Source organism: Sneathiella aquimaris, assembly GCF_026409565.1.
Classification (GTDB): domain Bacteria; phylum Pseudomonadota; class Alphaproteobacteria; order Sneathiellales; family Sneathiellaceae; genus Sneathiella; species Sneathiella aquimaris.
This window is the reverse complement of the sequence record NZ_CP112881.1, coordinates 3,457,492-3,479,922: the sequence shown is the minus strand read 5'-3', so window position 1 is coordinate 3,479,922 and position 22,431 is coordinate 3,457,492. Positions and strand designations below refer to the sequence as shown.

The following is a 22,431-nucleotide window of genomic DNA, read 5'->3' as shown; positions in this document are numbered from 1 at the left end:
CTATCGTCTTTTGCGTCCTCGATCATTGTTGGAGGCATTCAAGTCCATGAATTGGAATCCCGATCATTATCATCTGTATACTGACCACCGGTTACGCCCGGCACTCGATCTGTTATCGCAAGTCACCCTTGCTTCGCCTTCGGTTATTTATGATTTAGGGTGTGGTACCGGGAATGTCACTTCTTTGCTGTCGAAACGATGGGGAGAAGCGGTTGTTATTGGTATTGATAGTTCTGAAGCGATGCTTCGAAAAGCGGCCAGTGACCATCCTTCACTTGAATGGAAGCTTCAGGAAATTAATGATTTTTCCCCCGTCAGTAAAGGGAACCTGATTTTCAGTAATGCCGCGCTGCATTGGCTTGATGATCACGAAACGATTTTTCCAAGACTGCTGAACCAGTTGCGCCCCGGCGGAGTTCTGGCCGTACAGATGCCCAATAATTTTTTGGCACCCTCTCATCAGACACTTTATGAACTGGCGCAATCTGACGCCTGGATTGACAGATTAGGAAAGCTTGTCCGACCGGCGCCGGTTCATGATATCAGTTGGTATTATGATCTTTTGTCTTCTAAAGTTCAGCTCCTCAATATTTGGGAGACCACATATTTTCAGGTTTTAAAGGGCAAAAATGCGGTTCTGGAATGGACCCGGGGAACGGCGTTAAGACCCTTTCTGGAAGCCTTGAACGAGGATGAGGTAAAAACCTTCGAGGCGGAATATGCCAAACTTCTCTATGAGGCCTATCCGCAAAGTGAAGACGGTTCCACACTCTATCCCTTTTCGCGTCTGTTTATCGTCGCGGAAATGCCAGAGGACTGACCGGGCATGATCCTTCTCTTTACGGATTTTGGCGCGACAGGACCCTATCAGGCGCAAATGATCGCGAGTATTCGAAAAGCAGGATATCAAGGCGACGTGTTAAGCCTCTTCGCTGAAGCTCCCGTATTCTCGCCTGCAGCGGCGGGGCATCTGCTGGCTGCCTATGCCGCTGATTTTCCAGAGGGCAGCGTATTTCTGAGTATTGTCGATCCTGGTGTTGGCACCGATCGGCGTGCGCTTGTGGTGAAAAGCAACAACCGGTGGTTTGTCGGTCCCGATAACGGGTTATTAGAACAAGCGTTGCGCAGGGATGCCAACGCGGCGGCCTGGGAAATTGTGTGGCGGCCGGATAGCTTATCCGCCAGTTTTCATGGGCGGGACCTGTTCGCCCCGATTGCTGCCAGAATTAAAACGAACAGCGTTGAGCGGGACCTGAAACCCATCGCCCCGGAAGATCTACTGACAGAGAACGGTGCAGCCGAGCTTTCACAGATCATCTATATCGACCATTATGGCAACGCGATGACCGGACTGGTGGGGGCGAACGGCATCCGGCGCATCCGGATCAAGGAAGTTTCTTTGCCACTGGTGCGTGTTTTCTCTGATGTCGCTGTTGGCGAGCCCCTTGCCTATGTAAATGCAAATGGTCTTATTGAAATAGCCGTCAATCAAGGCCGTGCCGATGCGTATTTTGGGCTTACCATCGGATCTCAGGTGATGCCACTGATCGGATGATTTCGGCTTTTTTCTGTTGGTTTTCATCTGTGCCGGTGCCCTGTGGCCCTTCAATATTTAGCGGCTACCCTCAATGAGCATCAATTTTCAATGCACGATCTGGCAGAATAGGTTGTTTGATTTATTTTGTTTGTTTTCAAACCATATTCCGGTTTACAGTTTCGGTGTGTCTTCATTGACCGGGGGGGACGCTTTCATTACTCTCGGTCCAAAAGAATAAGCCAGTAGCAATGATGATCAAACCGGGTGAAAAAAATCTAATTACTGACGTCGATGGTATTTCTGTGGGAAACGCCCATGACGATACGGCTTGGTCAGGCGTTACGGCTATCGTTCCAGATGTGCCAGCAGTCGCCGGGGTTGATGTTCGCGGGGGCGGGCCTGGGACCCGGGAAACCGAGGTGCTGAGACCTGATTGTCTGGTCGATCGGGTTGATTCTATCGTTTTGAGCGGTGGCTCGGTTTTTGGATTGGAGGCGGCCTCTGGTGCCGTTGCTGAACTTGCAGCGCAAGGAAAAGGCTTTGAAGTCAGAGGCTTTAATGTCCCGATTGTACCGTCCGCGATCCTGTTTGATTTGGTGAACGGCGGCGATAAGTCATGGGGAGAATTCCCGCCTTATCGCGATCTGGGGCGCAAAGCGGTGCAAAATATATCCCGAGATTTCAGTCTTGGTAATCAGGGCGCTGGTTTTGGTGCCATGGCCGGGCTTATCAAGGGAGGGCTTGGCAGTTGCTCGGCAATCTCCGAGGACGGCGTGCAGGTGGGGGCGCTTATTGCTGTAAACCCTGTTGGTAGTACGCTCGTTCCGGATACGAATTGTTTTTGGGCATGGGAATTTGAGCAGGATGAGGAATTTGGAGGCGCTGGCGCCCCGGTTCTGGGTGGGAATCTGTCGCTTGAGGCGATAGAAAGTGGACGTCTTGGGGAAAATACAACATTGGGAGTTGTGGCAACCAACGTAAGTCTGACGAAATCTCAGGCTCAACGCGTTGCCATGATGGCACAGGATGGGTATGCCCGCGCGATCCGTCCTGTACATACGCCGTTGGATGGGGATACAATCTTTGCATTGTCGACAGAAAAAAGGAAACTGGATCAACCAGAACCACTGGCCGTCGCAAGGATTGGAGCGATTGCCGCCGATTGCGTCGCACGGGCTGTTGCCAGGGCAGTATATCACGCTGATAGTTTAGGGTCGTTACCAAGCTATCGGTCACTATTCGAAAAAAAACTTTAACGTAGGGAGACTGGTATGAAGAAGTTGCTAATTGCCGCTGCTGTCGCATCCGCGGTTATCGCACCGATGACTGCTGAAGCAGCAAAAACATCTGTAAGTTATGGTATGAGGTTGGAGCCACCGGGGCTGGACCCGCGCACGGGCGCTGCGGCCGCTATTTCCCGGATTACACTTTATAATATCTTTGAAGGGCTTACCCGGATTGATATTGACGGTAATGTTCAGCCAGCGCTGGCTAAAAGCTGGACGGTTAGCCCAGACGGTTTGGTTTATACCTTCAAACTGGAAGAGGGTGTAAAATTCCACGATGGTTCTGATTTTGACTCCTCAGACGTCAAATATACCTTCGAAGAAAACGCCGCTGAAAACAGCGTGAATAAGCGTAAAGGTCGTTTCACCAACATCGCGTCTATTGAAACGCCAGATGCGGCGACTGTTATATTGACACTGAAAGAGCCACGGGGCGATTTCCTTGCGCAGTTGGGTGAGTCAACTGCTGTTATTGTTGATCCTGAATCAGACGGTAGCAATGCCACGAAGCCCGTGGGAACCGGCCCTTATAAACTTGTCCGTTGGATTAAAGGCGATTCTGTCAAACTTGCGATGGCAGACACCTATCGGGATAAAGCCAACCTCAAGATTAAAACCGCGACTTTCCGGTTTATCAATGATGATGCTGCCCGAATGGCAACACTGCTGACAGGGGATCTTGATTTCACCTCTGTTCCAAATGAAACATTGGAACAGTTTACGCTGACCGGTCAGTTCAGAATTATTGAAGGTACGACAAATGGTGAAACCATTTTGAGTACAAACAATAAAAGTGAAGCGCTTTCAAAACTGAAAGTTCGTCAGGCAATTGCCCATGCGATCAACCGTCAGGAAATTATTGATGGCGCAATGTTTGGGTATGGTACGCCGATCGGTTCGCATTTTGCGCCTCACCATCCAGACTATGTAGATTTGACGGGGACTTATCCGTATGACCCGGAAAAATCTAAAGCGCTGCTGGCGGAAGCCGGGTATCCAAATGGTTTGGAATTGTCACTAAAATTGCCTCCTGTAGATGATTACGCCCGTAAAGGGGGTCAGATTGTGGCTTCTCAGCTGAATAAAGCCGGGTTTAAAATTAACATTGAAAATGTTGACTGGCCAAAATGGCTGGACGAAGTTTACAAGAAAAAGAACTATGACCTTTCGATTGTAAGCCATGTTGAGCCAATGGATATCAGCATCTATTCTCGTAAGGGATATTATTTCAACTATGAAAATCCTGAATTGGATAAAGTGATCAACGCGGCGCAGGTTGCTTTGTCGCCAGCTGTTAAAACTGCAAAATTGCAGGAAGCCCAGAAAATGATTGCAGAAGATGCCGTCAATGGTTTCTTGTTCCAGCTTGCTGCGGTTCAGGTTGTTCGTAAAGGCTTGAACGGCGTTTGGCCAAACTGGCACCTGTTTGTGACAGATATTGCCCGGATGTCTTGGGAAGACTGATTTTTCTAGTCTCTGACACAAGAAAACCCGCCGGTTTCCCGGCGGGTTTTTTTATGAGAGTGACCCGCCGGGCACTCTCATGCAGGGTCGGTATGGACTATGCTGCGAGGTAGGCTTCCAGCTCGTCAGCACCGCCGATTTTGTTGCCGTCGATGAAAATCTGCGGTGTTGATGTAACACCGGATACAGCCGCAAGGCTGCGGAAGGTGGCATCAGAACCCAGCGTAATTTCTTCGTATTGCAGACCCGCTTTTTCAAGGGCTGCTTTAGCACGCGTGCAGTGGCTGCAGCCAGGCTTTGCAAAGACAGTAATCGCTGAAGGCTTTTTGGCTTGTGGGTTGATGTAGCTGAGCATTGTGTCGGCATCTGAAACTTCAAATGGATCGCCGTCAACTTCTGGCTCGATAAACATTTTTTCAACAACACCATCGTTCACCAGCATTGAATAGCGCCATGAACGTTTACCAAAGCCCAGGTCTGATTTGTCGACAAGCATTCCCATACCTTCGGAGAAAGTGCCGCAACCGTCCGGAATGAAATTAACATTTTCTGCAGACTGGTCTTTTTTCCACTCATTCATAACGAAAGTGTCATTGACGGACAGGCAGAGGATGTCATCGACGCCACATTCCTTGAACGTGTTTGCAAGTTCATTATAGCGTGGCAGGTGGGTGGAAGAACATGTGGGCGTAAACGCACCGGGTAAAGCGAACACGATCACTTTTTTCCCTTTAAACAGGTCATCTGTTGTTACCTGTTTCCAGGCGTCACCATCGCGGACCGGAAATGAACAGTTCGGGATTGGTTGGCCTTCCATATTCTGCAACATTTTTCTCTCCAAAAAGTTTATCAATAATTACTCTGTGGTGAGATATAGTGGCCTGCCTGAAGTATTGCAAGTCGTTTTTAGAATAATTCTAATTATTTTTCTTTTTTACGATGTCTATAATTTAAGCCGTTGTTTTATAATTATTTTCATAGCTTGCTGCTCATCCGGAAACCTTCGCCGTAATACATTTTAAGCGTGGTAATTGCTGTTTCATTCATGCGGGTCGTCCGCTCGATCAGAAAGAGCGGGGCTCCTACTGATGTTTCTAAATGTTCCGCAATTTTTGGTGTCGCAGCGCAGGCGGAAAAACTGATATCGCCGTCTGAATAAGGGATTTCCTGAATAAGCCATTCATTTGGGCTTATTTTGTCAAAAGGGGCCTTTTCAATATTCGGCGTGGCAGCCGTGTTCACCCAGCGATCTTCAAACATATACGGTTTGCTATCGCAAAGATGCAGGGATTGAAGATGAAGCAATTTTTTTTCAGGCAGTTGCAGGCGGGCATAAACAGAGGCCGGAGCCTTTCCAAGTTTATTGAGGAGCAGACTATGCTGGTACTGACCGCCGCGGTCCATGACCTCTTGCCGGATAACAGGGATTTCAAGAGTTGCACGGGCAACAGGCATCGGGGTTACCCGAGTTCCTCTTTTTCTTTTTCGTTCGACAATACCATTCTCTGCAAGCTGGCGAAGGGCCCGGTTTACAGTCGTTCTGGAGCAGCCATATTCTGCGGCAAGATCAACTTCGCCGGGGATATAGGATCCGGGTGTCCATTCTCCGGAATGAATTCTTTTAAGCAAAGCTGCCTGAACGGACTGATGAGACTGATTCTGGCGCATAGATTCACGGTTTCCTATTGACTTTTATGTGCATACATAACAGCATAAAGCGTCCTCATATTCAATGATGTCCAAGTATAGTCAAAAGATTGGGAAAAGCCATAGGCGAGGCATACCGGACGTCAAGATGCTTGATAAAGGCGCTGACCACCCCAACGGGGTAAACAAGGAGATTGAAATGGAACGCAGGGATTTTTTGAAAACAGCTGCTGTTGGTGCAGCTACCGCGACATTCGCGACACCCGCAATTGCATCGGGTAAGCGGCAATGGAAAATGGTAACCGCATGGCCCAAAAATTTGCCTGGACCGGGTGTTGCTGCGCAGAAACTTGCAGATCGAATTACCGCTCTTTCCGGTGGTCGGATTGAAGTCAAGCTATACGCCGCAGGCGAATTGGTTCCGGGCCGCGGTGTTTTCGATGCGGTTTCTCAAGGGACAGCTGAACTGTATCATGCTGTTCCCGCCTATTGGGGATCCAAGTCAAAAGGTATTTTAATGTTCGGATCCCAGCCTTTTGGTTTGCGCGCTGATGAACAGGTGGGCTGGATGGTCCATGGCGGCGGACAGGCTCTATATGACGAAATGTATGGCCGTTTTAATCTGAAGCCATTCCTGTGTGGTAACTCTGGCCCGCAATGGGCTGGCTGGTTCAAGAAAGAAATCAATTCGGTTGATGATCTGAAGGGGCTACGCTACCGGACAACCGGTCTTGCTTCTGAAATGTGCTCCAAGCTGGGCATGGCTGTTCAGGCTATGGGTGGACGCGCAATGTTTCAGGCCTTGCAATCTGGCGCGCTGGATGCCGGTGAATTTATTGGTCCTTGGACAGATAGCGCTCTGGGTTTTTATCAAGTTGCGAAAAATTATTACTATCCAGGTGTGGGCGAGCCGTCTTCAGCAGAAGAATGTGCTGTGAACGCAAATGCCTATAACGAGCTGGAGGACGATTTGAAACAGGCTGTTTCTTACGCTTGTGAAAGCCTCTACAACCCTGTCTGGATGGAATACGCGACCAAACATGCAATGGCCCTGCCAAAAATGGTTGAGGAGCAGGGTGTCAACGTCAAGATGCTTCCTGAGGATGTTATTCTGGCCATGGGTAACGCCGCCGGTGAGGTGATCGCAGATCTGCGTGAAGATGAAGATGAGCTGACCCGCCGCATTGTTGAAAGCTACCTGGGCTATCGCAAGTTGATCTCTGAATATATGCCATACGCAGATAACGGTCAGATGAACGCGCGAGCGCTAAACTATAAATACTAAATTTTAGCTGTTATGATGCGGGCTCAGTCAAGAGCCCGCATTTTCTTTGAGTGGACCTTTTTGTTTTGGAAAATTTAGCTAATTTTTTTGACCGCATTAACAACATGGTTGGAAATACGGTGAGATGGTGTGCTCTGGTCATGGTGCTATTGCAGTTTTCCATCGTTGTGCTCAGATATGTGTTCGGTATCAGTTTTATTTTTCTCAATGAAGGGGTGCTTTATCTTCATAGCACGTTGTTCATGCTGGGCGCGGGCTATACGTTGCTGGTAAATGGGCATGTCCGCGTTGACATTTTTTACGCCAAGATGCAAACCCGCCGAAAAGCAGGCATTGACCTGTTTGGCCATTTGTTCTTTCTGTTTCCGTCCATGATATTGCTTCTCTATTGGTCCTGGCCAACGGTGCAGGTGTCGTGGTCCATCTGGGAAGGCCCCATTTCTGTTGGTGGAATTCCAGCGTCTTTCCTGTTGAAATCACTTATTCCCGGTTTTTGTGTCTTAATATTGGCCCAGGGTATTGCGTGCCTGTTCCGTGATCTTCTTCGCCTTCAGGAGAAAGCGGCGTGACCCTCCCTCTCGATTTATTAATGTTTGCCGCCTTGATTGGCGCTATCCTGCTGGGTTACCCGGTTTCTTTTTCCATTGCTGGCGTCGCCAGTATTTTTGCCTTGCTTGGTTGGTTGACCGGATCATTCGACCTGTCCCTTCTGGGGGCGCTGGGTCAGCGAATCTTTGGTCTCTTGACCAATGATGTCCTGATCGCCATTCCGTTATTCGTCTTTATGGGGGTTGTTCTCGAGAAAAGTAGAATTGCCGAGGATCTTCTGGAAACCATGGGTCGGCTTTTCGGCCGTGTTCGTGGCGGACTTGGTGTTTCGGTTATTCTGGTCGGCGCGTTACTGGCGGCCTCTACTGGGATTGTTGGTGCGACCGTCGTTGCGATGGGAATGATTGCCTTACCGACAATGCTTCGGAACGGGTACAATCCAAAACTGGCGTCAGGCGTTGTGTGTACGTCTGGTACATTGGGCCAGATCATACCGCCATCGACCCTGTTGATCATTTTGTCGGACGTCATGTCCAACGCTTATCAGCAAGCCCAGTTTGCGCAGGGCAAATTCACCATTGAGACAATTTCTGTCGGTCAGATATTTGCCGCTGCTCTTATGCCCGGATTGTTGCTTGTTGGAATTTATATTCTTTATATGCTGATGCGCGCCTGGTTGATCCCAACCGATGCACCAGCCATGAGCGAAAGTGTCGTGAAACCCACCGCTCGTGAAATATTCCTCGCGGTCGTGCCGCCTGTTCTGCTGATTGTTGCCGTTCTGGGCGCTATTTTGGGCGGGGTGGCAACGCCTGGAGAAGCCGCCTCTGTTGGTGCTGTAGGGGCACTGTTGATGGCAGGGGTTCGCATGAAAGCTTCCCCAACATTAATGATGGCAGGCGGAGCGTCTTTGTTATTACTGGCGGTTCTGGCTGGTCTCTTCCCTGTACGGATCCAACGATCGGATGCTGGATTGTTTGAATGGTCGATGGCGTTTTTGTTTGCCACGCTGACCTTTATCGGGGGGATGGCCCTGTTTGTGTCTCTTAAAAGGACCTTTACGAACAGTATTTTGAAGCCAACCTTGTCGTCTACCATGGTAGTCACGGCGATGATCTTTGCAACTATTCTGACAGCGAGCATTTTCAGTCTCGTTTTTGTTGGTCTGGGCGGAGAAGAACGCATTACTGAGATCCTGAAATCGATGCCTGGCGGGCCAACAGGGGCGCTCATCTTTTGTATGGCAATTATTTTTGTCCTTGGTTTCTTTCTGGACTTTGTTGAAATCACAGTCATTTTGCTGCCATTAATCGCCCCCGCCCTGATCCTGATGGGGCATGATCCGATGTGGCTCGCGGTCCTGATTGCAATTAATCTTCAAACGTCCTTCCTGACACCACCCTTTGGTTTCTCGCTATTTTACTTGCGAGGGGCTGCACCCAAGGAAATAACAACAGGCCATATTTATCTGGGCGTTGTTCCCTTCATCGTGTTGCAGATCGTTGGGGTGTCTTTGATCTGGTTGGTTCCCAAAGTGGCGACCTGGCTTCCCGGGATTGTCTATTAAAGCCATTCGAGGTCATTAAAAGCGGTGCGAGAGCGCCGCTTTTTTTGGTATAAGGCTTTTCTCCCTCGTTCCAAAACGGAAAGCGGCTCTGACAGGGCTTGAAAGTCGCCCGGTGCGCGGGTGCCTTCAGGCGGTATAATAGACCAACAGGCGACCTTATATTGATCCGTGTGTGGGGGAGGGGGCGACATTGAACGCAGCTGCTCAACGTGCTGGAATGGCCAATAGGCGGGCAATAGGCGGGCAATAGACTGCCAACAGATGGTGCGTGTAACGCGTTCTTAAGAGAATGCACAAAAAAGGCGGCGAAATAAATCACCGCCTTTTTTAAAATATAAAAGGATCAATTACCGAACATAAATATGAACTTCATTGGTAACCGCTTGTCCGCTGGATGAAGCAGACAGGCTGACACGCGAAGCTGGTAAGCCCATATCTGTCAGCGAGCGTAGAACCCGCTGAGCGTTCCGTGTTGATTTCGACTGATTAATCGCAACATTTGCCGCCCCGCCTTGCATTGGCGTAATCGCGACGACATCAAAGACAGACTGAGGCCGTCCCTGAAGCGTTCTGTTGACCGCTGTGTAGAGTGCCTGTTCATAAGGAACATCTGCACGATCAAAGCGAATGACAACAAGTGGTTGACGATTTCCAGCAGCAAAATTCTGGGTGTTTGTGCCAAGAACCGGTGACGAAGACGCCACAGGTGCAGGGCTTAGATATGCCCGGCTTGCAAGGCTAGACCCCAGAAGCTCACCGTTTTTAATGGAATGAGAGAGTGTGGTTAAGTTGGACCGTTCATTGCCAACATAAGCCGTCTGGCGACTGATATCTTCAGACAGCTCGTTTAAAAGCCGGTCAACCAGAACAACGGTTCTGTTGGTTTCGTCTTCCAAAATGGCCAGCTGACGATGGTCCTCTTCGATGGCACCCGACAGGCCGTAAGCGGCGCGGGTTGACTCAAGAAGATACGCAGACATGCTGGAATCACTGGCGACAGCGTTTGCCAGACTATTCATCGATGAAATATCAGCACCGATTCGTTCCAGTTGAAGCTGCGCTTGATTCCACTGGTTAATCAAGACCGGATTACCCGGTGTTGTGCCCACTTGCAAGCGCGTATTAATCGCGGCGATTGTTCCGTGGTAAGTCTGTGAATTACCAGTTGTTGTTGTTCGGATCTGCTGCAATTGCTGGTTTCTAAGTTTTAGACGTTCCTGCAATGCGCCAAGTTCGCTCCGAAGAACGGCGACTTTCTGACCAACAAATGTACCGGTATTCGGCGCTGGTGTGACACCCGGGGTCACAAAATTTGTTGTACCAAGGGCAGGCGGCAACGCACCATTTGCGCCACTTACCGTCGGGTCAGGATTTTTTTCTGCGTCGGATGCGGCAATGGCAACAGGCTGCTGAGCCGAAGCGGGCTCCTCTCCTGTAAGCGCCGGCATCAGCGATTCATCTACAAATGAACAACCTGCTGCGAGTAAAGCTGCACTCAGCACAATGGGTCGGGTAATGCGATATACCATATTGTGAAACACTCTATCGTTTTTGGATGTAAAGCCCTTTATCCGGGTTTACGGATCCCCCTGTTCGAACAATCTGTCTTCTAAATACAGTAAAACAGAGCCAAATACTAGCCGTTGAAGCGCGCGGCGACAAGAAAGGAATTATTTTCAGTATTTTACTGTTTTTTTGAAATCTCCCCTTGCAATAGTCTGATCTTTTAAGTAGTTTCCCGATCCGCAGCAGACAGGAACGTTTTAGCGCTTCTGTCGTGAGGTAAAAATCACTGCCTGCGCACCGGTAGCTCAGCTGGATAGAGCACTAGACTACGAATCTAGGGGTCGGGAGTTCGAATCTTCCCCGGTGCGCCATTTCTTCCCAACCTGAAAATCGAGAACGGAATATAATCCTTTTGGGATCGTTCGAGTGGCGCGCGCTTCTTGTTCGTGCATGTTTCGTGACTGTCAGGCGTTTCCGCGCAAAGAGGGAAGGCCGACACCTGTGCTTTCAAAGCCACCGTCTGAGGCGACGATTTGCCCGGTGACGTAGCTGGCCTTTTCAGAACACAGGAAAACAATGACCTCGCCGATTTCTTCTTCTGTGCCATAGCGGTTTAATGGAATGGCATCGTGATAAGCTGCAATAATGTCCGGGGTATGCACAGCCATCGCCAATTTGGTTCTAACGGGACCAGGGCAGACGCAGTTGGCCCGTATGCCATATTCGCCAAGTTCAGCAGCCTGTTGTTTCGTCAGATGGATTACAGCCGCCTTGGAGGTGCCATAGGCGACGCGCAAAGTCGATGCTCTCAGGCCGGAGATGGACGCTATATTAACAATTGCCCCCTGCGTTTCTTTCAGGGCCGATGTTGCGGCTTGAGACATCAGGAAGACGCCATCGATATTGGTGTCCATGACGCGGCGCCAGCGGGCAAAGTCAGTTTCCTCGATCGGGCCAAAATCGGCAACACCTGCATTGTTGACGAGGGCATCCAGACGACCGAAATGATCGGAGACCTGTTGGATCGCATTGCGAACAGCGTCGGGCTTAGCGACATCGGCGCCAATGGGAAAAACGCCGGTTAATTCAGAAGCGGCTTCCAGCAGGGCTTCTTCGTCCCGGTCAACCATGGCGACTTGCCAGTTCTCCCGAAGAAAAAGGCGTGTGGTGGCAAGACCGATACCGCGAGCCGCACCTGTAACAATGGCAATTTTTTGCGTCATTTATAAATTCCCGAGCAATATGTGTTTCCCATTTCAATGTCTTAGCGGGAAGATCGGTTTCAGTAAAGCGGTCCACCATGTCGGGGTTAAGAAAATTAGTTTTTTGATGGGGCCGCAACAAAGGGGCTCCCCTTGTATTTAGACCTGAAAGTTAGATTTGGTTTTAATGTGGAGATTCAGGATCTGACGAATTCCGGGCCTGTTGCTCAGTGGGAAATGTGGGATGAAAGACGGCGTGTTGTCTGAGGGGCTTTTGATGTCGCCCGTTGCTTGAAATCCGAGAACATTCTGATTTTTCGTATCTGATCGCCTTCAAATGTCCAAATCTGCATCCAGTTTGAGATCCATTTTTCACCAGATATCGTCAAACGGCATTCAAGATATCCTCGCACAATCACTTTGTTCAGTTCCTGATGAAAATCAGTGGGAATGACCTTCAAGAGATCAAGAAAATGGTGATGAAGCGTCACGAAATTCATGGCGCCTTTATGACCCATAAATGTTGCGGTAAAACTATCCGTATAAAGTTGATTGCCCAAACATATATGGACTTCGACATCTTCGGCTAGAAAAGGGAGCACATGCTCGATTTTGCCTTCAATAATATTGCCGAGTATTCCTTCAATAAGTTCTTTGCTTTGATCATTTTCCATTGCTCGCTCCACTATTGGTCGAACATCAACTGAACATTTTTATTTTACAATACTCTAATATTAACCATATGGCGCTGGAACAATAAACAAAGCAAAAAAACCCGAAAATTAAAAAAATTTTCGGGTTTTTCCAGATTATAATTTTAAATCAGTCTGTTAGCTTGCTTGTTGTAACAGGTTCCAGACTTTAAGGGGCGTGGCTGGCATGTCGATATGTTGAATGCCTTTTTCTTTAAGCGCATCAACAGTTGCATTGATGATTGCCGGAGGCGCGGCGATGCAACCTGCTTCACCGCATCCTTTCACACCCATCGGGTTCATTGTGCAGGGAATTTCAATGGTTTCGTACAGCATATCCAGAGGCACATCATCAGCGCGGGGCATACCATAATCCATGAAGGACCCGGTCAGAAGCTGGCCGTCGTCGTCATAGACGGTATTTTCTGTCAACGCCTGACCGATCCCTTGACCGATGCCACCGATGACCTGATGGCGCACTAGAGCCGGATTGACGATGGTACCGAAATCATCCACGATAATATATCGGACGACTTCAGTCGTTCCGGTCTGAGGGTCGATTTCCACTTCTGCGATGTGACAACCGTTTGGATAAGTAAACGCCTCCACCGTAAAGCTGGCCTCACTGTCAAGACCTTCAGCCAGACCTTCCGGCAACTGACCCAAACCGCGGGCACGATGAGCGATCTCCAGAATGCCAATTTTTCTGTCTGTCCCGGCGATGGAAAATTCACCCTCAGCCGCTGAAAACTCAATGTCTTCGGCCGCTGCTTCCAGGAAATGCCCTGCCAACTGCATGCCCTTATCAATCACTTCGTCACTGGCTTTATGAATAGCCGGGCCTTGCGTTGTGAGAGAACGGGAACCACCGGTGCCCCCTCCTGATTTGATCTTGTCGGTATCCCCTTGTATGATGCGGATATTTTCAAAAGGCACCCCGATCCGGTCGGCCAGAACCTGCGCATAGGCGGTTGAGTGCCCCTGCCCGGAGGATTGTGTTCCTACTGCGAGGGTTACAATGTCATTTTCTTCAAACCGGATGGTCGCGGTTTCTGTAGGATTGCCAGCCGTTGCTTCGATATAGAAGCACATGCCCATTCCCCGCATTTTACCAGCACTCTCTGAGGCCGCCTTTCGACTGCCAAAGTCATTCCAGGCGGCATTTTCAAGCGCTTTATCCATCACTCGCTCAAATTCGCCACTATCATAAATACAGCCGGTCGCGGTTGTGTATGGAATGGCTTCAACAGGGATAAAGTTCTTGCGGCGCAGCTCCTCCGGGCCAATCCCAAGCTCGTTTGCCGCTGTATCCATGAGCCGTTCGATCACATAAATGGCTTCTGGTCGTCCAGCACCGCGGTAGGCATCGACAGGAACCGTATTCGTAAAGACGCCTGTACAGTGATAGTGAAGGGCCGGAATGTCATAGACACCGGGCAGAACCTTCAGTGCCGCCATTGTCGGGATCATTGGTCCAAAACTTGACAGGTACGCACCGAGATTTGCATAGGTATGAACGCGCATGCCCAGGATTTTATGATTGTCATCAAACGCCAGCTCGGCTTTGGTGACGTGGTCGCGTCCTTGTGTGTCTGACAGGAACGCATCGCTGCGTTCGCCGATCCACTTAATTGGTTTACCAATTTTGCGCGAGGCCCAGACCACAGAAGCCAATTCTGAATAAAAGAAGAGCTTCATGCCAAAAGCACCCCCCACATCTGGTGTGATGACTCGAACCTGCTCCTCCGGGACATGCAAAATTGCTTTTGCCAATAATCCTTTTAAAACCCAGCCACCCTGCGTACCCATCCGGATGGTCATTTTTTCTTCTGCCGGGTCCCAATCAGCGATCAGTCCGCGTGGTTCCATGGAATTGACAACAACCCGGTTGTTGATCAGGTCAACGGATGTCACATGGGCCGCGTTATCAAAAATGCTCTCCACTTCGTCCGCGCTGCCATGTTCCCAGTCAAATGCTTTATTCTCTGGAACATTCTGATGGACAAGAGGCTGTCCGGAATTTGCGGCTTTTGCCGTGTCCGTGACAGCGCCCAGTTCGTCAAAATCAACGAAAATAAGCTCGGCGGCATCTTTCGCCTGCGAAAGGCTTTGCGCAATAACCAGAGCGATATTATCTCCAACATACCGAACTTCATCTGTCGCCAGTACGGGATGGCCGGGGTCAGCCCGATCACTGCCGTCACGGTTTTTCAGAGGGATCATGCAGGGTAATTCGTTGGCGTTATCCGCGGCCAATTCCTCACCAGTGATAATATCCACCACGCCTGGGGCATTTTTTGCTTCTTCCAGATCAACCGAGAGGATCTTCGCATGGGCTACCGGTGAGCGTAGCATGTAGGCGTAAAGCTGACCGTCCAAAGTAATGTCGTCTGTGTATTGACCACTTCCAGTAATTAACCGGTCGTCTTCAACCCTGTTCACTGACTGATTAACGCCAAATTTGACCATTCTATGTATCCATTCATTGCTTGAAAGGCGGATAGTCACCGACCTTTTTATAGTGAATATTTTTGCGCGCCCACAAAAAGCGTCGATATCAGACCCTTAGGTTTTTGGATTTTCCCACAAAATACCTGTTTCTGATAGGGACGAAATCTCACTTTCATCATAGCCGATTTCACGGAGGATGTCCCGGCCATTCACACCAAATCCGGGCGGAACGGAGCGAACTGCACCTGGTGTTCTGCTCATTTTGATGGCGATCCCTGTGCCCGAGTAGCCGTCTTTTTCAACAACCATTTCCCGATGCCTGGTATGTGGATGTGCTAGTGCCTCAGGCACGGACATGGCGGCACCCGCGGGAACGCCTGCTTTTAACAGCTCAGTGGCAAGTTCTACGCCGTCCCTGTCTTTCAATAACTCTCCCAAAATGGTGTTCAGCTCATCCCGATGGCTGAGCCGTGCACTATTGTCGACGAACCGGGCGTCTGACGGTATTTCAGGTCGGCCCAAGGCTTCACATAATTTTCTGAATTGCCCATTATTACCAATGCCAAGAAAAACAGGCGCACTGGCGGTTTGATATAAATCATACGGGGCAATATTGGGGTGAGAGTTCCCTGTCAGTTTCGGGGCGTTCCCGCTCATCAGGGTGTTGGGGGCATGCGGATGCTGAAGCTGAATGCCAGTGTCGTATAGAGAGGCTTCTACAGATTGGCCTTTGCCGGAGGTGTGGCGTTCATTAACCGCCATCAAAATTCCAATAACGGCGTTCATGCCTGTTCCCAGATCAACGAGGGGGATACCAACGCGAACCTGCCCGGATTCAGGCGAGCCGTTAATGCTTATCAGTCCCGCCCAGGCCTGAATAACTGCATCATACCCTGGGAACCCGCCAAACGGTCCATCGGCCCCAAATCCGGTAACCCGGCAGTGAATAAGGCGCGGGAATTTTTCGCTTAGAACATCCTCATATCCCAGACCCCATTTTTCCAGTGACCCTGTTTTAAAATTTTCAACAAGGATATCGGCGTCTTCCAGTAGTTTGAGTAAGATTTCCTTACCCTTGTCATCCCGGATGTCCAAAGCGATCGAGCGTTTATTTCGATTGGCACCAGAGAAGTAGGCAGATAAGCCGTTTTCGTTGAAAGGAGGGCCCCAAGTACGGGTTTCATCGCCCTGAGGGGGTTCGACTTTAATGACTTCTGCACCATGGTCTGCTAGGATCTGGGTGCAAAAAGGACCTCCCAGAACGCGTGATAAATCGATGACTTTTAGTCCGCTAAGAGCACTTTTGGACATTTTTTATTATATTCCTTTATCGACTGTTGGTATCCGGCCAAGCGGATGTTTACGCTACGTTATCACCAAAAAGGCGTGAGGCAAATTGGGGATAAACTTCTTTCACGACTTTGGCGACATCAGTGTCCAGCGCTGAAAGCAGGGCGGCATCTGGCGCGGGTGTTGATGGTATCGTCGCATCGTAATCAAAAGAGAAGCCCGTATTATCCAGAATATCTTCAAGAGAGCTTGTCGGGTGGATGCTTTGAAGATGAAATTTTCTTTTCTCTTTGTTGAAGCGAAAAAATGCCTTGTTGGTCAGCAGACCATAGGGCCCGCCTTTTCGGTAAATAGTATCGTCAGAGCTCCCCGGAGCACTGACAAAATCCACATTATCCACGAGGACCCGACGCGTGTGTTCTTCTCGAAAAAGTATCACCTTGGGGATCAGGAAATACAAATAGGCAGAGCCAAATGTACCCGGCCATCTGGGGGTTTGCAGAGGGTAGTCGCCGCGCCCCATGAGGTTAATATTGGCTTGCCCGTCTATTTGTCCACCGCCCAGAAAAAAGGCGTCAATACGGCCCTGAGCGGCGCAATCAAAAAGTTCCTGAGCGCCGTTCGTGAAAAAATTGTTTTTCACGGAGCCCAGAATATTGACATGGACCGGCTGCCCCCAAAACTGTCGCGCCAGAAGGGCGGCTGCGCCCGGAATAGGCGAGGAGGCGCCAACGGCGACGTGATTGCAGTCTTTGAGCAAGCCCGCAATAAAACAGATCAACGCTTTGCGGTCATCAGACAGGCTCATTTGTCTTCTCCTCTAAAAACGAACTCTTGCAGGTAACTTTTAAAGCCTTCGTCCGTTTTTGCCCTTTCCCGGTAATCAGAAAGATGGGCGGTATCTTCTTTGGCACCTTGCCAGAAGCCCAATGGCCAACTGCCGTTTTTGCAGACGGAAATTCCACCGACATAGAGCGCAGGCAGAGTGCCTGCGGCTATTTTTTCGTCTTCCAGTAAATTGGTCTCTACAATTTTTTCAACAGTCACAAGTGCCGTTTTGGAAGCCTGCGCCATGTTTACCAGTTCGCGACGCCGGCCGACCCACACATTCCCGTCTTTGTCGGCCATTGGGGCGTGAAACAAGGCGACATCGGGCTGAATTGCAGGAATGATAACGACCGGGTCTTCGTCTTGGTTGAACGGGTTGTTTATCACTTTCCAGTCCGGGTGGTGCTGAAGAATGTCACTGCCGATGATGCCGCGTAGAGGCATAAAGGGAGCGCCTTTCTGAGAGGCTTGCAGAGCTGCATGGATGGCAGGGCAGGTCGCATCCACCAGCCTGATGCTTCCGTCCTTAACCGCTTTGCTGAAGCGCGGTGGAGGATTATATTCCCCCAACGTAAGAGCCGAGCTTTCAAAAACCGAAACGCAACCTGCGCCAATCAGCAATTCACTTTGCAAACCGCTTGTGGGGACGCCAACAATATGAAGGTCGTGGGCGTTACGGCGAATGAGTGCACGGGTGGCTTCCATGGCAATGCCTGCGTAATCGGCAGGGACAGCGATCTTGGCGCCGTTTGGTATTTTGTCGACCAGTTGTTCGATTGAAAGTGTCATTCTTGTCTCTTTTTTATTATTTTTTAGGCTTGATTTCTGATGGTGGGAATAACCAGGAAGGGTAGAGCCCCAACAACCAGGCAAATCAAAGAAAATGAGAAAACAGCTTCGTAACTTTGACTTATATCATAGATCCACCCGCTAATAAAAGAGCCAGAAGCGGCCCCCAAGCCACCGCCCGTTGTTATACTGCCATATATGACACCGAAATTTTTCCCTCTGAAAATTTTTGCAGCAAAAGAGCCGACGACCGGTCCGCGAGTTCCCATGGTCAGCCCAAAAAAGAGAATAAACCCGATGACCGCCCAATAGTGTGAGGGGCCGTCAAACATCCACAAAAAGCTAATGCCGATCATTGTGAAGGCGTAAGTTCCCAACGCCACCACGATATTGTTGAAGCGCGTGAGGAAATAGCCGCAGGAAATCATACCAACGGGAATGAATAAGCCGGTCAATCCAATGTTGAACGAGCTTTCAACGGGCGTCATGCCTTTTTCAATCAGATAGGTCACGCTTTGGATGACAATGGAATACATGCCGTTTGCCGTGACAAAGAAAACAGTGGCAAATCCCCAAAAACTTGGTGTTTTCATGGCTTGCTTCAACGACATGTTCTGTATTGTCATGACTGTCGGTGTTACGGCATTTGGGGAGGATGGAATAGGGCGCCCACTGTTAAGTTTTTTCCAGGGCAGCAGGAGAATAATCGGTATGATGGCCAATATTCCAAAGCCCATGACAATCTCGGTTGAACGCCACCCTAGATTGGTGATCAGGATCTGCGAAAGAGAAAGGCCTAAAAAGCTGCCTGCCCCCAGAGAGGAAAAAACAATGGCGATGGCGAGCGGTAGTTTTGCATGATACCAGCGGCTCACCAATGCGGAATTGACAACATTGCCGCAGCATGCCGCCGCAAACCCCACGGCAACCCCCAAACCCAGATAAAAATGCCAAATTCCGCTCGCATTCCCAGCGATGATCAGACCGCCGCCGGCAAAGCAAAGGCCAATTGAATAAAGCTTTCGCGGCCCCATTCTGTCGTACAAAAATCCTGCAACCGGGCCAGATAGACCGGTTGCCAGTGCGCAAACTGAAAAAATAGAGGCGATTTGACTACGAACCCAGCCGAATTCTTGAAACAGAGGACCAACCAGATTCGGAAAATGTTCGGGGACCATCCGGCCAATAACGCCAATACAAAAACAAAGAAAAACGACAGCGAGCGCCATTCCTGAAAATTCTGATGTTTGTCGGTTCGGCAAGTTTTGGCTCCAGACGGGTGCAGAAGACCGAATGTTTTTGGTTTTGCGGCCCTGCTTGATTTTATATTATCATTAGCAGAATGTTCGAGGTGTGGGAATGTTCTTGTGCGTCTTAGTCTTTACGGAAGACGGCTGAGGCAATCCACCCGGCAAGGAGGGCAAGCAAGATCGCCGCCAGACCGTGCAGGACCGGGTAGTTCTGGGCGAAATCAAAAATGCGTCGTCCTAATCCCACTTTTTCGATGAAGAGTGGCGATGATTGTGCGCTGACCAATTCGCCGCCTCGAAACAGATAGAATTCTGCGACATAGGTGCCGACGGAAACATTGGCTGGAAAATCAATAGTGGTTCGGAACAGGGAAGGGCCTAAGAACTGAACAGTTGACTGGCTATCGATATAGAGCTGTGCTTGCTGTTGCTGACGAATAACGGCTTTGCGAAATTCTTTTGTTTCCGTCTTGGTGCTGCTTGATTGAAAGACAAGCCGTTGCGAGCCAATTCTGAGGCGGGCAAGGGTTGATTCAGAAGCGATTTCTTCCACAGGCCGACTGCTGGCAGACGCATAGAAACTGGGTATTTTTGCCAATTTCACCGACTGCGTATTCGCCCATACGCCCAGTACCCTTTCTTTTTTTCGGACAACAACTTCTTTTTCAGGGCCGCGAACGACAATAATGATGTCGCCATTTTCGTCTTCAAGGTCCTGTGTATCTGTCCTGATTGTTCCAAAAAGAAGGAGATCAGTGCCGGTAAAGTCGGAGGTTACAGAAATCAGATGGGAAGAAATGTCCGTTACCAGCGAGCCATCAGCATTCGCCGTTTTCAAAGAAGTGCCGCAGAAAAAGCCGACAATAAGATTGAGGCAAAGCATAGAATGCAGGAAGGAAAGATGTTTCATCCTTTTCCTCCTATAAATCCAAAGCTGTAAAGATCATCAGGCGTCAGGACCAAATCGAAAGCCAGTTTGATACAAACAGCCAGAACAAGTGCCGCAAGAAGGGAACGAACCTGCTCGCCTTTCATTTTTGCGCCAATTCGGGTGCCAAATTGCGCGCCAATAACTGCGCTGCTCATTAACAGAAGGGCAAGCATCACATCAACTGTTTGGGTGGCGACCGACTGCAAAAAGGTGACGTTGGCAGTAACAAATATGATTTGAAAGAGCGAGGTGCCGATAACGACTGAGGTCGGCATTCCCAGCAGGTAGATCATGGCGGGGACCATGACAAAACCGCCGCCAACACCCATGATCGCGGACAGAATGCCAACCAGGAAGCCAAGGCCCAGGGGCATTAACGCACTGATATAAAGTTTGGACTTTCTAAAGCGCATCTTGAACGGAAGGCCGTGGATCCAGTAATGCTGGTGGAGTTTCTTGCGTCTGACGCCGCCTTTGCGGTTGCGAAGTAAGGCGCCAAGGCTTTCAAAAAGCATCAGGCCACCGATAATGCCCAGAAACACTACATAGGAAAGCGAAATGAGGAGGTCAATTTGGCCTGCGGACTTTAGCAGTGCAAAAATCCAGGTGCCGAGGGACGAGCCAACGACACCGCCAATGAGCAGGACAAAGCCCATCTTGAAGTCGACATTTCCGCGGCGCCAATGGGCCAGGACACCAGAAACACTGGCAGCGACGAGCTGATTGGCGCCTGTCGCAACAGCAACAGCAGGCGGTATTCCGGTCAGGATAAGGAGCGGTGTCATCAAAAAGCCCCCACCGACACCAAACATCCCTGAGAGCAATCCGACAGCGCCGCCCATACCCAAGATCAGAAACAGATTTACTGAAATTTCCGCTATGGGTAGGTAGACAGGCATATTCCGATTTTACCCTTTTTTCAGGTAATTGATAATCAAACTATCCCTGCCTATACAATAATTACGGACAAATTGTAATATTTCCTTTTGAAAAGGAATAAAAAATGTCGAATTAGGCTTGGGCTGCTGTGATATGAATCGAATTCAGAAGCTTAAGAATATTGTCATTATACAAAGAGTAATAAATTGTCTGTGCTTCTCTTCGGGTCGTAACAATGTCGTCTCTGCGCAGTCTGCCCAAATGTTGAGAAAGTGCGGATTGACTTATCTGAATTTTTCTTTCGAGTTCTCCAACGGACAGCTCTTCTTTTGAAAGGCAGGTTAGGATTTCAAGCCGTCGTTGGTTGCCGATTGATTTCAATATCTTGCTTGCTCTCGGTAAGACGTCAGCAAGTTCGGTATAACTGCGATCGCTCGCGGTTGATGCCTCCATGTTTGTGCTCCCCCTTTTGCACGGTTACAAAAAACGCTCTTTTACGTATGCCACCCCGCTCTCTTGCGTATGCGCGAGAAACAAAAAATACAGTCCCAGTCCTGTAGATTTTGTTTTGGAACTACGGGTTGGTAAGCGTTGTTTTAAAAATTAGTACTACCGACCCAATTTTCAAATAATCGGTAAAGTATTGGTTTTACTTTGTTTTTGAAAAATATGGGTCGAGAAATGTTACATTTGTACCGCTAAATTAGCAAATACAACGTGAATATGCACGGAAATGTGAAGGTTTGTCACGTTTTTTTTGACGTTTACGTAAAGGCTAATTGACGTTTACGTAAACGTCAACTATAGTCGCATTATTGTTAATTCAGTATTTTGGATGGAAAACCATGAGTGAAGCACGTTATTCCATTACGGATCTGGCGGAAGAATTTGGCGTAACATCCCGAACAATCCGCTTTTATGAAGATAAAGGATTGGTTGAGCCTGGCCGCGAAGGGCTAACCCGCGTTTATTCCCGTGGCGACAGGGCTCGTTTGAAATTGATCCTGAGAGGGCGGCGTCTTGGGTTCAGTCTTCAAGAGATTAAAAAGATGATCGATCTTTATAATCCTGAGGGCGAATTAACAGAGCAGTTAAAATATACTTTGCAAAAATGCGAAGAGCAGCTTGAAAAGCTTATGGTGCAGCGCCAAGATATTAATGAAGCGATCGGTGAACTGGAACAGGGAATTTCAGATTTAAAAGATCATCTGGTCTTGCAAGAGGCTGGAGAAACGGAAGTTAAGAAAAAGCTCGCTTAGCCAACAAATTAGATTTTCC

At 49.2% G+C, this 22,431-nt stretch carries 21 protein-coding genes and 1 tRNA gene; 9 read left to right on the top strand and 13 right to left on the bottom strand.

Going from position 1 to position 22,431, the window contains the following annotated elements; translation table 11 throughout:
- Window positions 1-46: 46 nt before the first annotated feature.
- The 4 genes from OIR97_RS16355 to OIR97_RS16340 all read left to right on the top strand — a co-directional run bounded on the left by OIR97_RS16355 (window position 47) and on the right by OIR97_RS16340 (window position 4,287).
- The gene (locus OIR97_RS16355; RefSeq protein ID WP_169543289.1) at window positions 47-820 is read left to right on the top strand and encodes a methyltransferase domain-containing protein; all 774 of its coding nucleotides are present in this window, start codon (window positions 47-49) and stop codon (window positions 818-820) included.
- Between the two features lie 6 nt (window positions 821-826).
- Window positions 827-1,555, top strand: a complete 729-nt coding sequence (locus tag OIR97_RS16350; protein ID WP_169543288.1) for an SAM hydrolase/SAM-dependent halogenase family protein — start codon at window positions 827-829, stop codon at window positions 1,553-1,555.
- A 230-nt stretch (window positions 1,556-1,785) separates the two neighbouring features.
- A complete protein-coding gene (locus OIR97_RS16345; RefSeq protein ID WP_169543287.1) occupies window positions 1,786-2,793 on the top strand; it encodes a P1 family peptidase in 1,008 nt (335 codons plus the stop codon).
- Window positions 2,794-2,808: 15 nt separating this feature from the next.
- The gene (locus tag OIR97_RS16340) at window positions 2,809-4,287 is read left to right on the top strand and encodes an ABC transporter substrate-binding protein (RefSeq protein WP_169543286.1); all 1,479 of its coding nucleotides are present in this window, start codon (window positions 2,809-2,811) and stop codon (window positions 4,285-4,287) included.
- Between the two features lie 97 nt (window positions 4,288-4,384).
- Here OIR97_RS16340 and OIR97_RS16335 read toward each other — a convergent pair whose 3' ends face one another.
- Both OIR97_RS16335 and OIR97_RS16330 read right to left on the bottom strand, forming a co-directional pair.
- Window positions 4,385-5,116, bottom strand: coding sequence for a glutathione peroxidase (locus OIR97_RS16335; protein WP_169543285.1), 732 nt, complete (start codon window positions 5,114-5,116; stop codon window positions 4,385-4,387).
- Between the two features lie 146 nt (window positions 5,117-5,262).
- Window positions 5,263-5,955: a UTRA domain-containing protein gene (locus OIR97_RS16330; RefSeq protein WP_169543284.1), complete on the bottom strand. Its 693-nt coding sequence runs from the start codon at window positions 5,953-5,955 to the stop codon at window positions 5,263-5,265.
- A 178-nt stretch (window positions 5,956-6,133) separates the two neighbouring features.
- On the opposite strand from OIR97_RS16330, the gene OIR97_RS16325 reads away from it, so the two are divergent.
- The 3 genes from OIR97_RS16325 to OIR97_RS16315 all read left to right on the top strand — a co-directional run bounded on the left by OIR97_RS16325 (window position 6,134) and on the right by OIR97_RS16315 (window position 9,335).
- Window positions 6,134-7,219 (top strand): twin-arginine translocation signal domain-containing protein, encoded by a 1,086-nt coding sequence (locus OIR97_RS16325; protein ID WP_169544314.1) that lies wholly within the window; start codon window positions 6,134-6,136, stop codon window positions 7,217-7,219.
- A gap of 65 nt (window positions 7,220-7,284) precedes the next feature.
- On the top strand, window positions 7,285-7,788 hold the full coding sequence (locus tag OIR97_RS16320; RefSeq protein ID WP_169543283.1) for a TRAP transporter small permease subunit: 504 nt from the start codon (window positions 7,285-7,287) through the stop codon (window positions 7,786-7,788).
- A 20-nt stretch (window positions 7,789-7,808) separates the two neighbouring features.
- Complete coding sequence (locus OIR97_RS16315) at window positions 7,809-9,335, top strand: TRAP transporter large permease (protein ID WP_169544313.1); 1,527 nt, start codon at window positions 7,809-7,811, stop codon at window positions 9,333-9,335.
- Between the two features lie 347 nt (window positions 9,336-9,682).
- Here OIR97_RS16315 and OIR97_RS16310 read toward each other — a convergent pair whose 3' ends face one another.
- Window positions 9,683-10,864: a hypothetical protein gene (locus OIR97_RS16310; protein ID WP_169543282.1), complete on the bottom strand. Its 1,182-nt coding sequence runs from the start codon at window positions 10,862-10,864 to the stop codon at window positions 9,683-9,685.
- Between the two features lie 271 nt (window positions 10,865-11,135).
- On the opposite strand from OIR97_RS16310, the gene OIR97_RS16305 reads away from it, so the two are divergent.
- Window positions 11,136-11,212, top strand: a tRNA-Arg gene (locus OIR97_RS16305).
- A 93-nt stretch (window positions 11,213-11,305) separates the two neighbouring features.
- Here OIR97_RS16305 and OIR97_RS16300 read toward each other — a convergent pair.
- From OIR97_RS16300 to OIR97_RS16255, 10 genes are all read right to left on the bottom strand, one after another.
- Window positions 11,306-12,064, bottom strand: a complete 759-nt coding sequence (locus OIR97_RS16300) for an SDR family NAD(P)-dependent oxidoreductase (RefSeq protein ID WP_169543281.1) — start codon at window positions 12,062-12,064, stop codon at window positions 11,306-11,308.
- Window positions 12,065-12,270: 206 nt separating this feature from the next.
- Window positions 12,271-12,717, bottom strand: coding sequence for a nuclear transport factor 2 family protein (locus tag OIR97_RS16295; protein ID WP_169543280.1), 447 nt, complete (start codon window positions 12,715-12,717; stop codon window positions 12,271-12,273).
- 156 nt (window positions 12,718-12,873) lie between these two features.
- Window positions 12,874-15,204 carry a xanthine dehydrogenase family protein molybdopterin-binding subunit gene (locus tag OIR97_RS16290; protein ID WP_267177737.1) on the bottom strand — a complete coding sequence of 777 codons (2,331 nt, stop codon included), beginning with the start codon at window positions 15,202-15,204 and terminating at the stop codon, window positions 12,874-12,876.
- Window positions 15,205-15,300: 96 nt separating this feature from the next.
- Entirely contained in the window at window positions 15,301-16,497 is a 1,197-nt protein-coding gene (locus tag OIR97_RS16285; RefSeq protein ID WP_169543279.1) for a CaiB/BaiF CoA transferase family protein, read from the bottom strand.
- Between the two features lie 49 nt (window positions 16,498-16,546).
- A complete protein-coding gene (locus OIR97_RS16280) occupies window positions 16,547-17,284 on the bottom strand; it encodes a CoA-transferase (RefSeq protein ID WP_169543278.1) in 738 nt (245 codons plus the stop codon).
- Entirely contained in the window at window positions 17,281-18,093 is an 813-nt protein-coding gene (locus OIR97_RS16275) for a CoA transferase subunit A (protein WP_169543277.1), read from the bottom strand. The genes OIR97_RS16280 and OIR97_RS16275 overlap by 4 nt, the downstream gene beginning before the upstream one ends.
- A 23-nt stretch (window positions 18,094-18,116) precedes the next feature.
- Window positions 18,117-19,355 (bottom strand): MFS transporter, encoded by a 1,239-nt coding sequence (locus OIR97_RS16270; protein ID WP_169543276.1) that lies wholly within the window; start codon window positions 19,353-19,355, stop codon window positions 18,117-18,119.
- A 112-nt stretch (window positions 19,356-19,467) separates the two neighbouring features.
- Complete coding sequence (locus OIR97_RS16265) at window positions 19,468-20,253, bottom strand: TIGR02186 family protein (protein WP_169543275.1); 786 nt, start codon at window positions 20,251-20,253, stop codon at window positions 19,468-19,470.
- Window positions 20,250-21,173, bottom strand: a complete 924-nt coding sequence (locus OIR97_RS16260; RefSeq protein WP_169543274.1) for a sulfite exporter TauE/SafE family protein — start codon at window positions 21,171-21,173, stop codon at window positions 20,250-20,252. The genes OIR97_RS16265 and OIR97_RS16260 overlap by 4 nt, the downstream gene beginning before the upstream one ends.
- A 112-nt stretch (window positions 21,174-21,285) precedes the next feature.
- A complete protein-coding gene (locus OIR97_RS16255) occupies window positions 21,286-21,606 on the bottom strand; it encodes an ArsR/SmtB family transcription factor (protein WP_169543273.1) in 321 nt (106 codons plus the stop codon).
- Between the two features lie 392 nt (window positions 21,607-21,998).
- Between OIR97_RS16255 and OIR97_RS16250 the strand changes: the two genes are divergently transcribed.
- Entirely contained in the window at window positions 21,999-22,412 is a 414-nt protein-coding gene (locus OIR97_RS16250) for a MerR family transcriptional regulator (RefSeq protein ID WP_169543272.1), read from the top strand.
- Window positions 22,413-22,431: the final 19 nt, after the last annotated feature.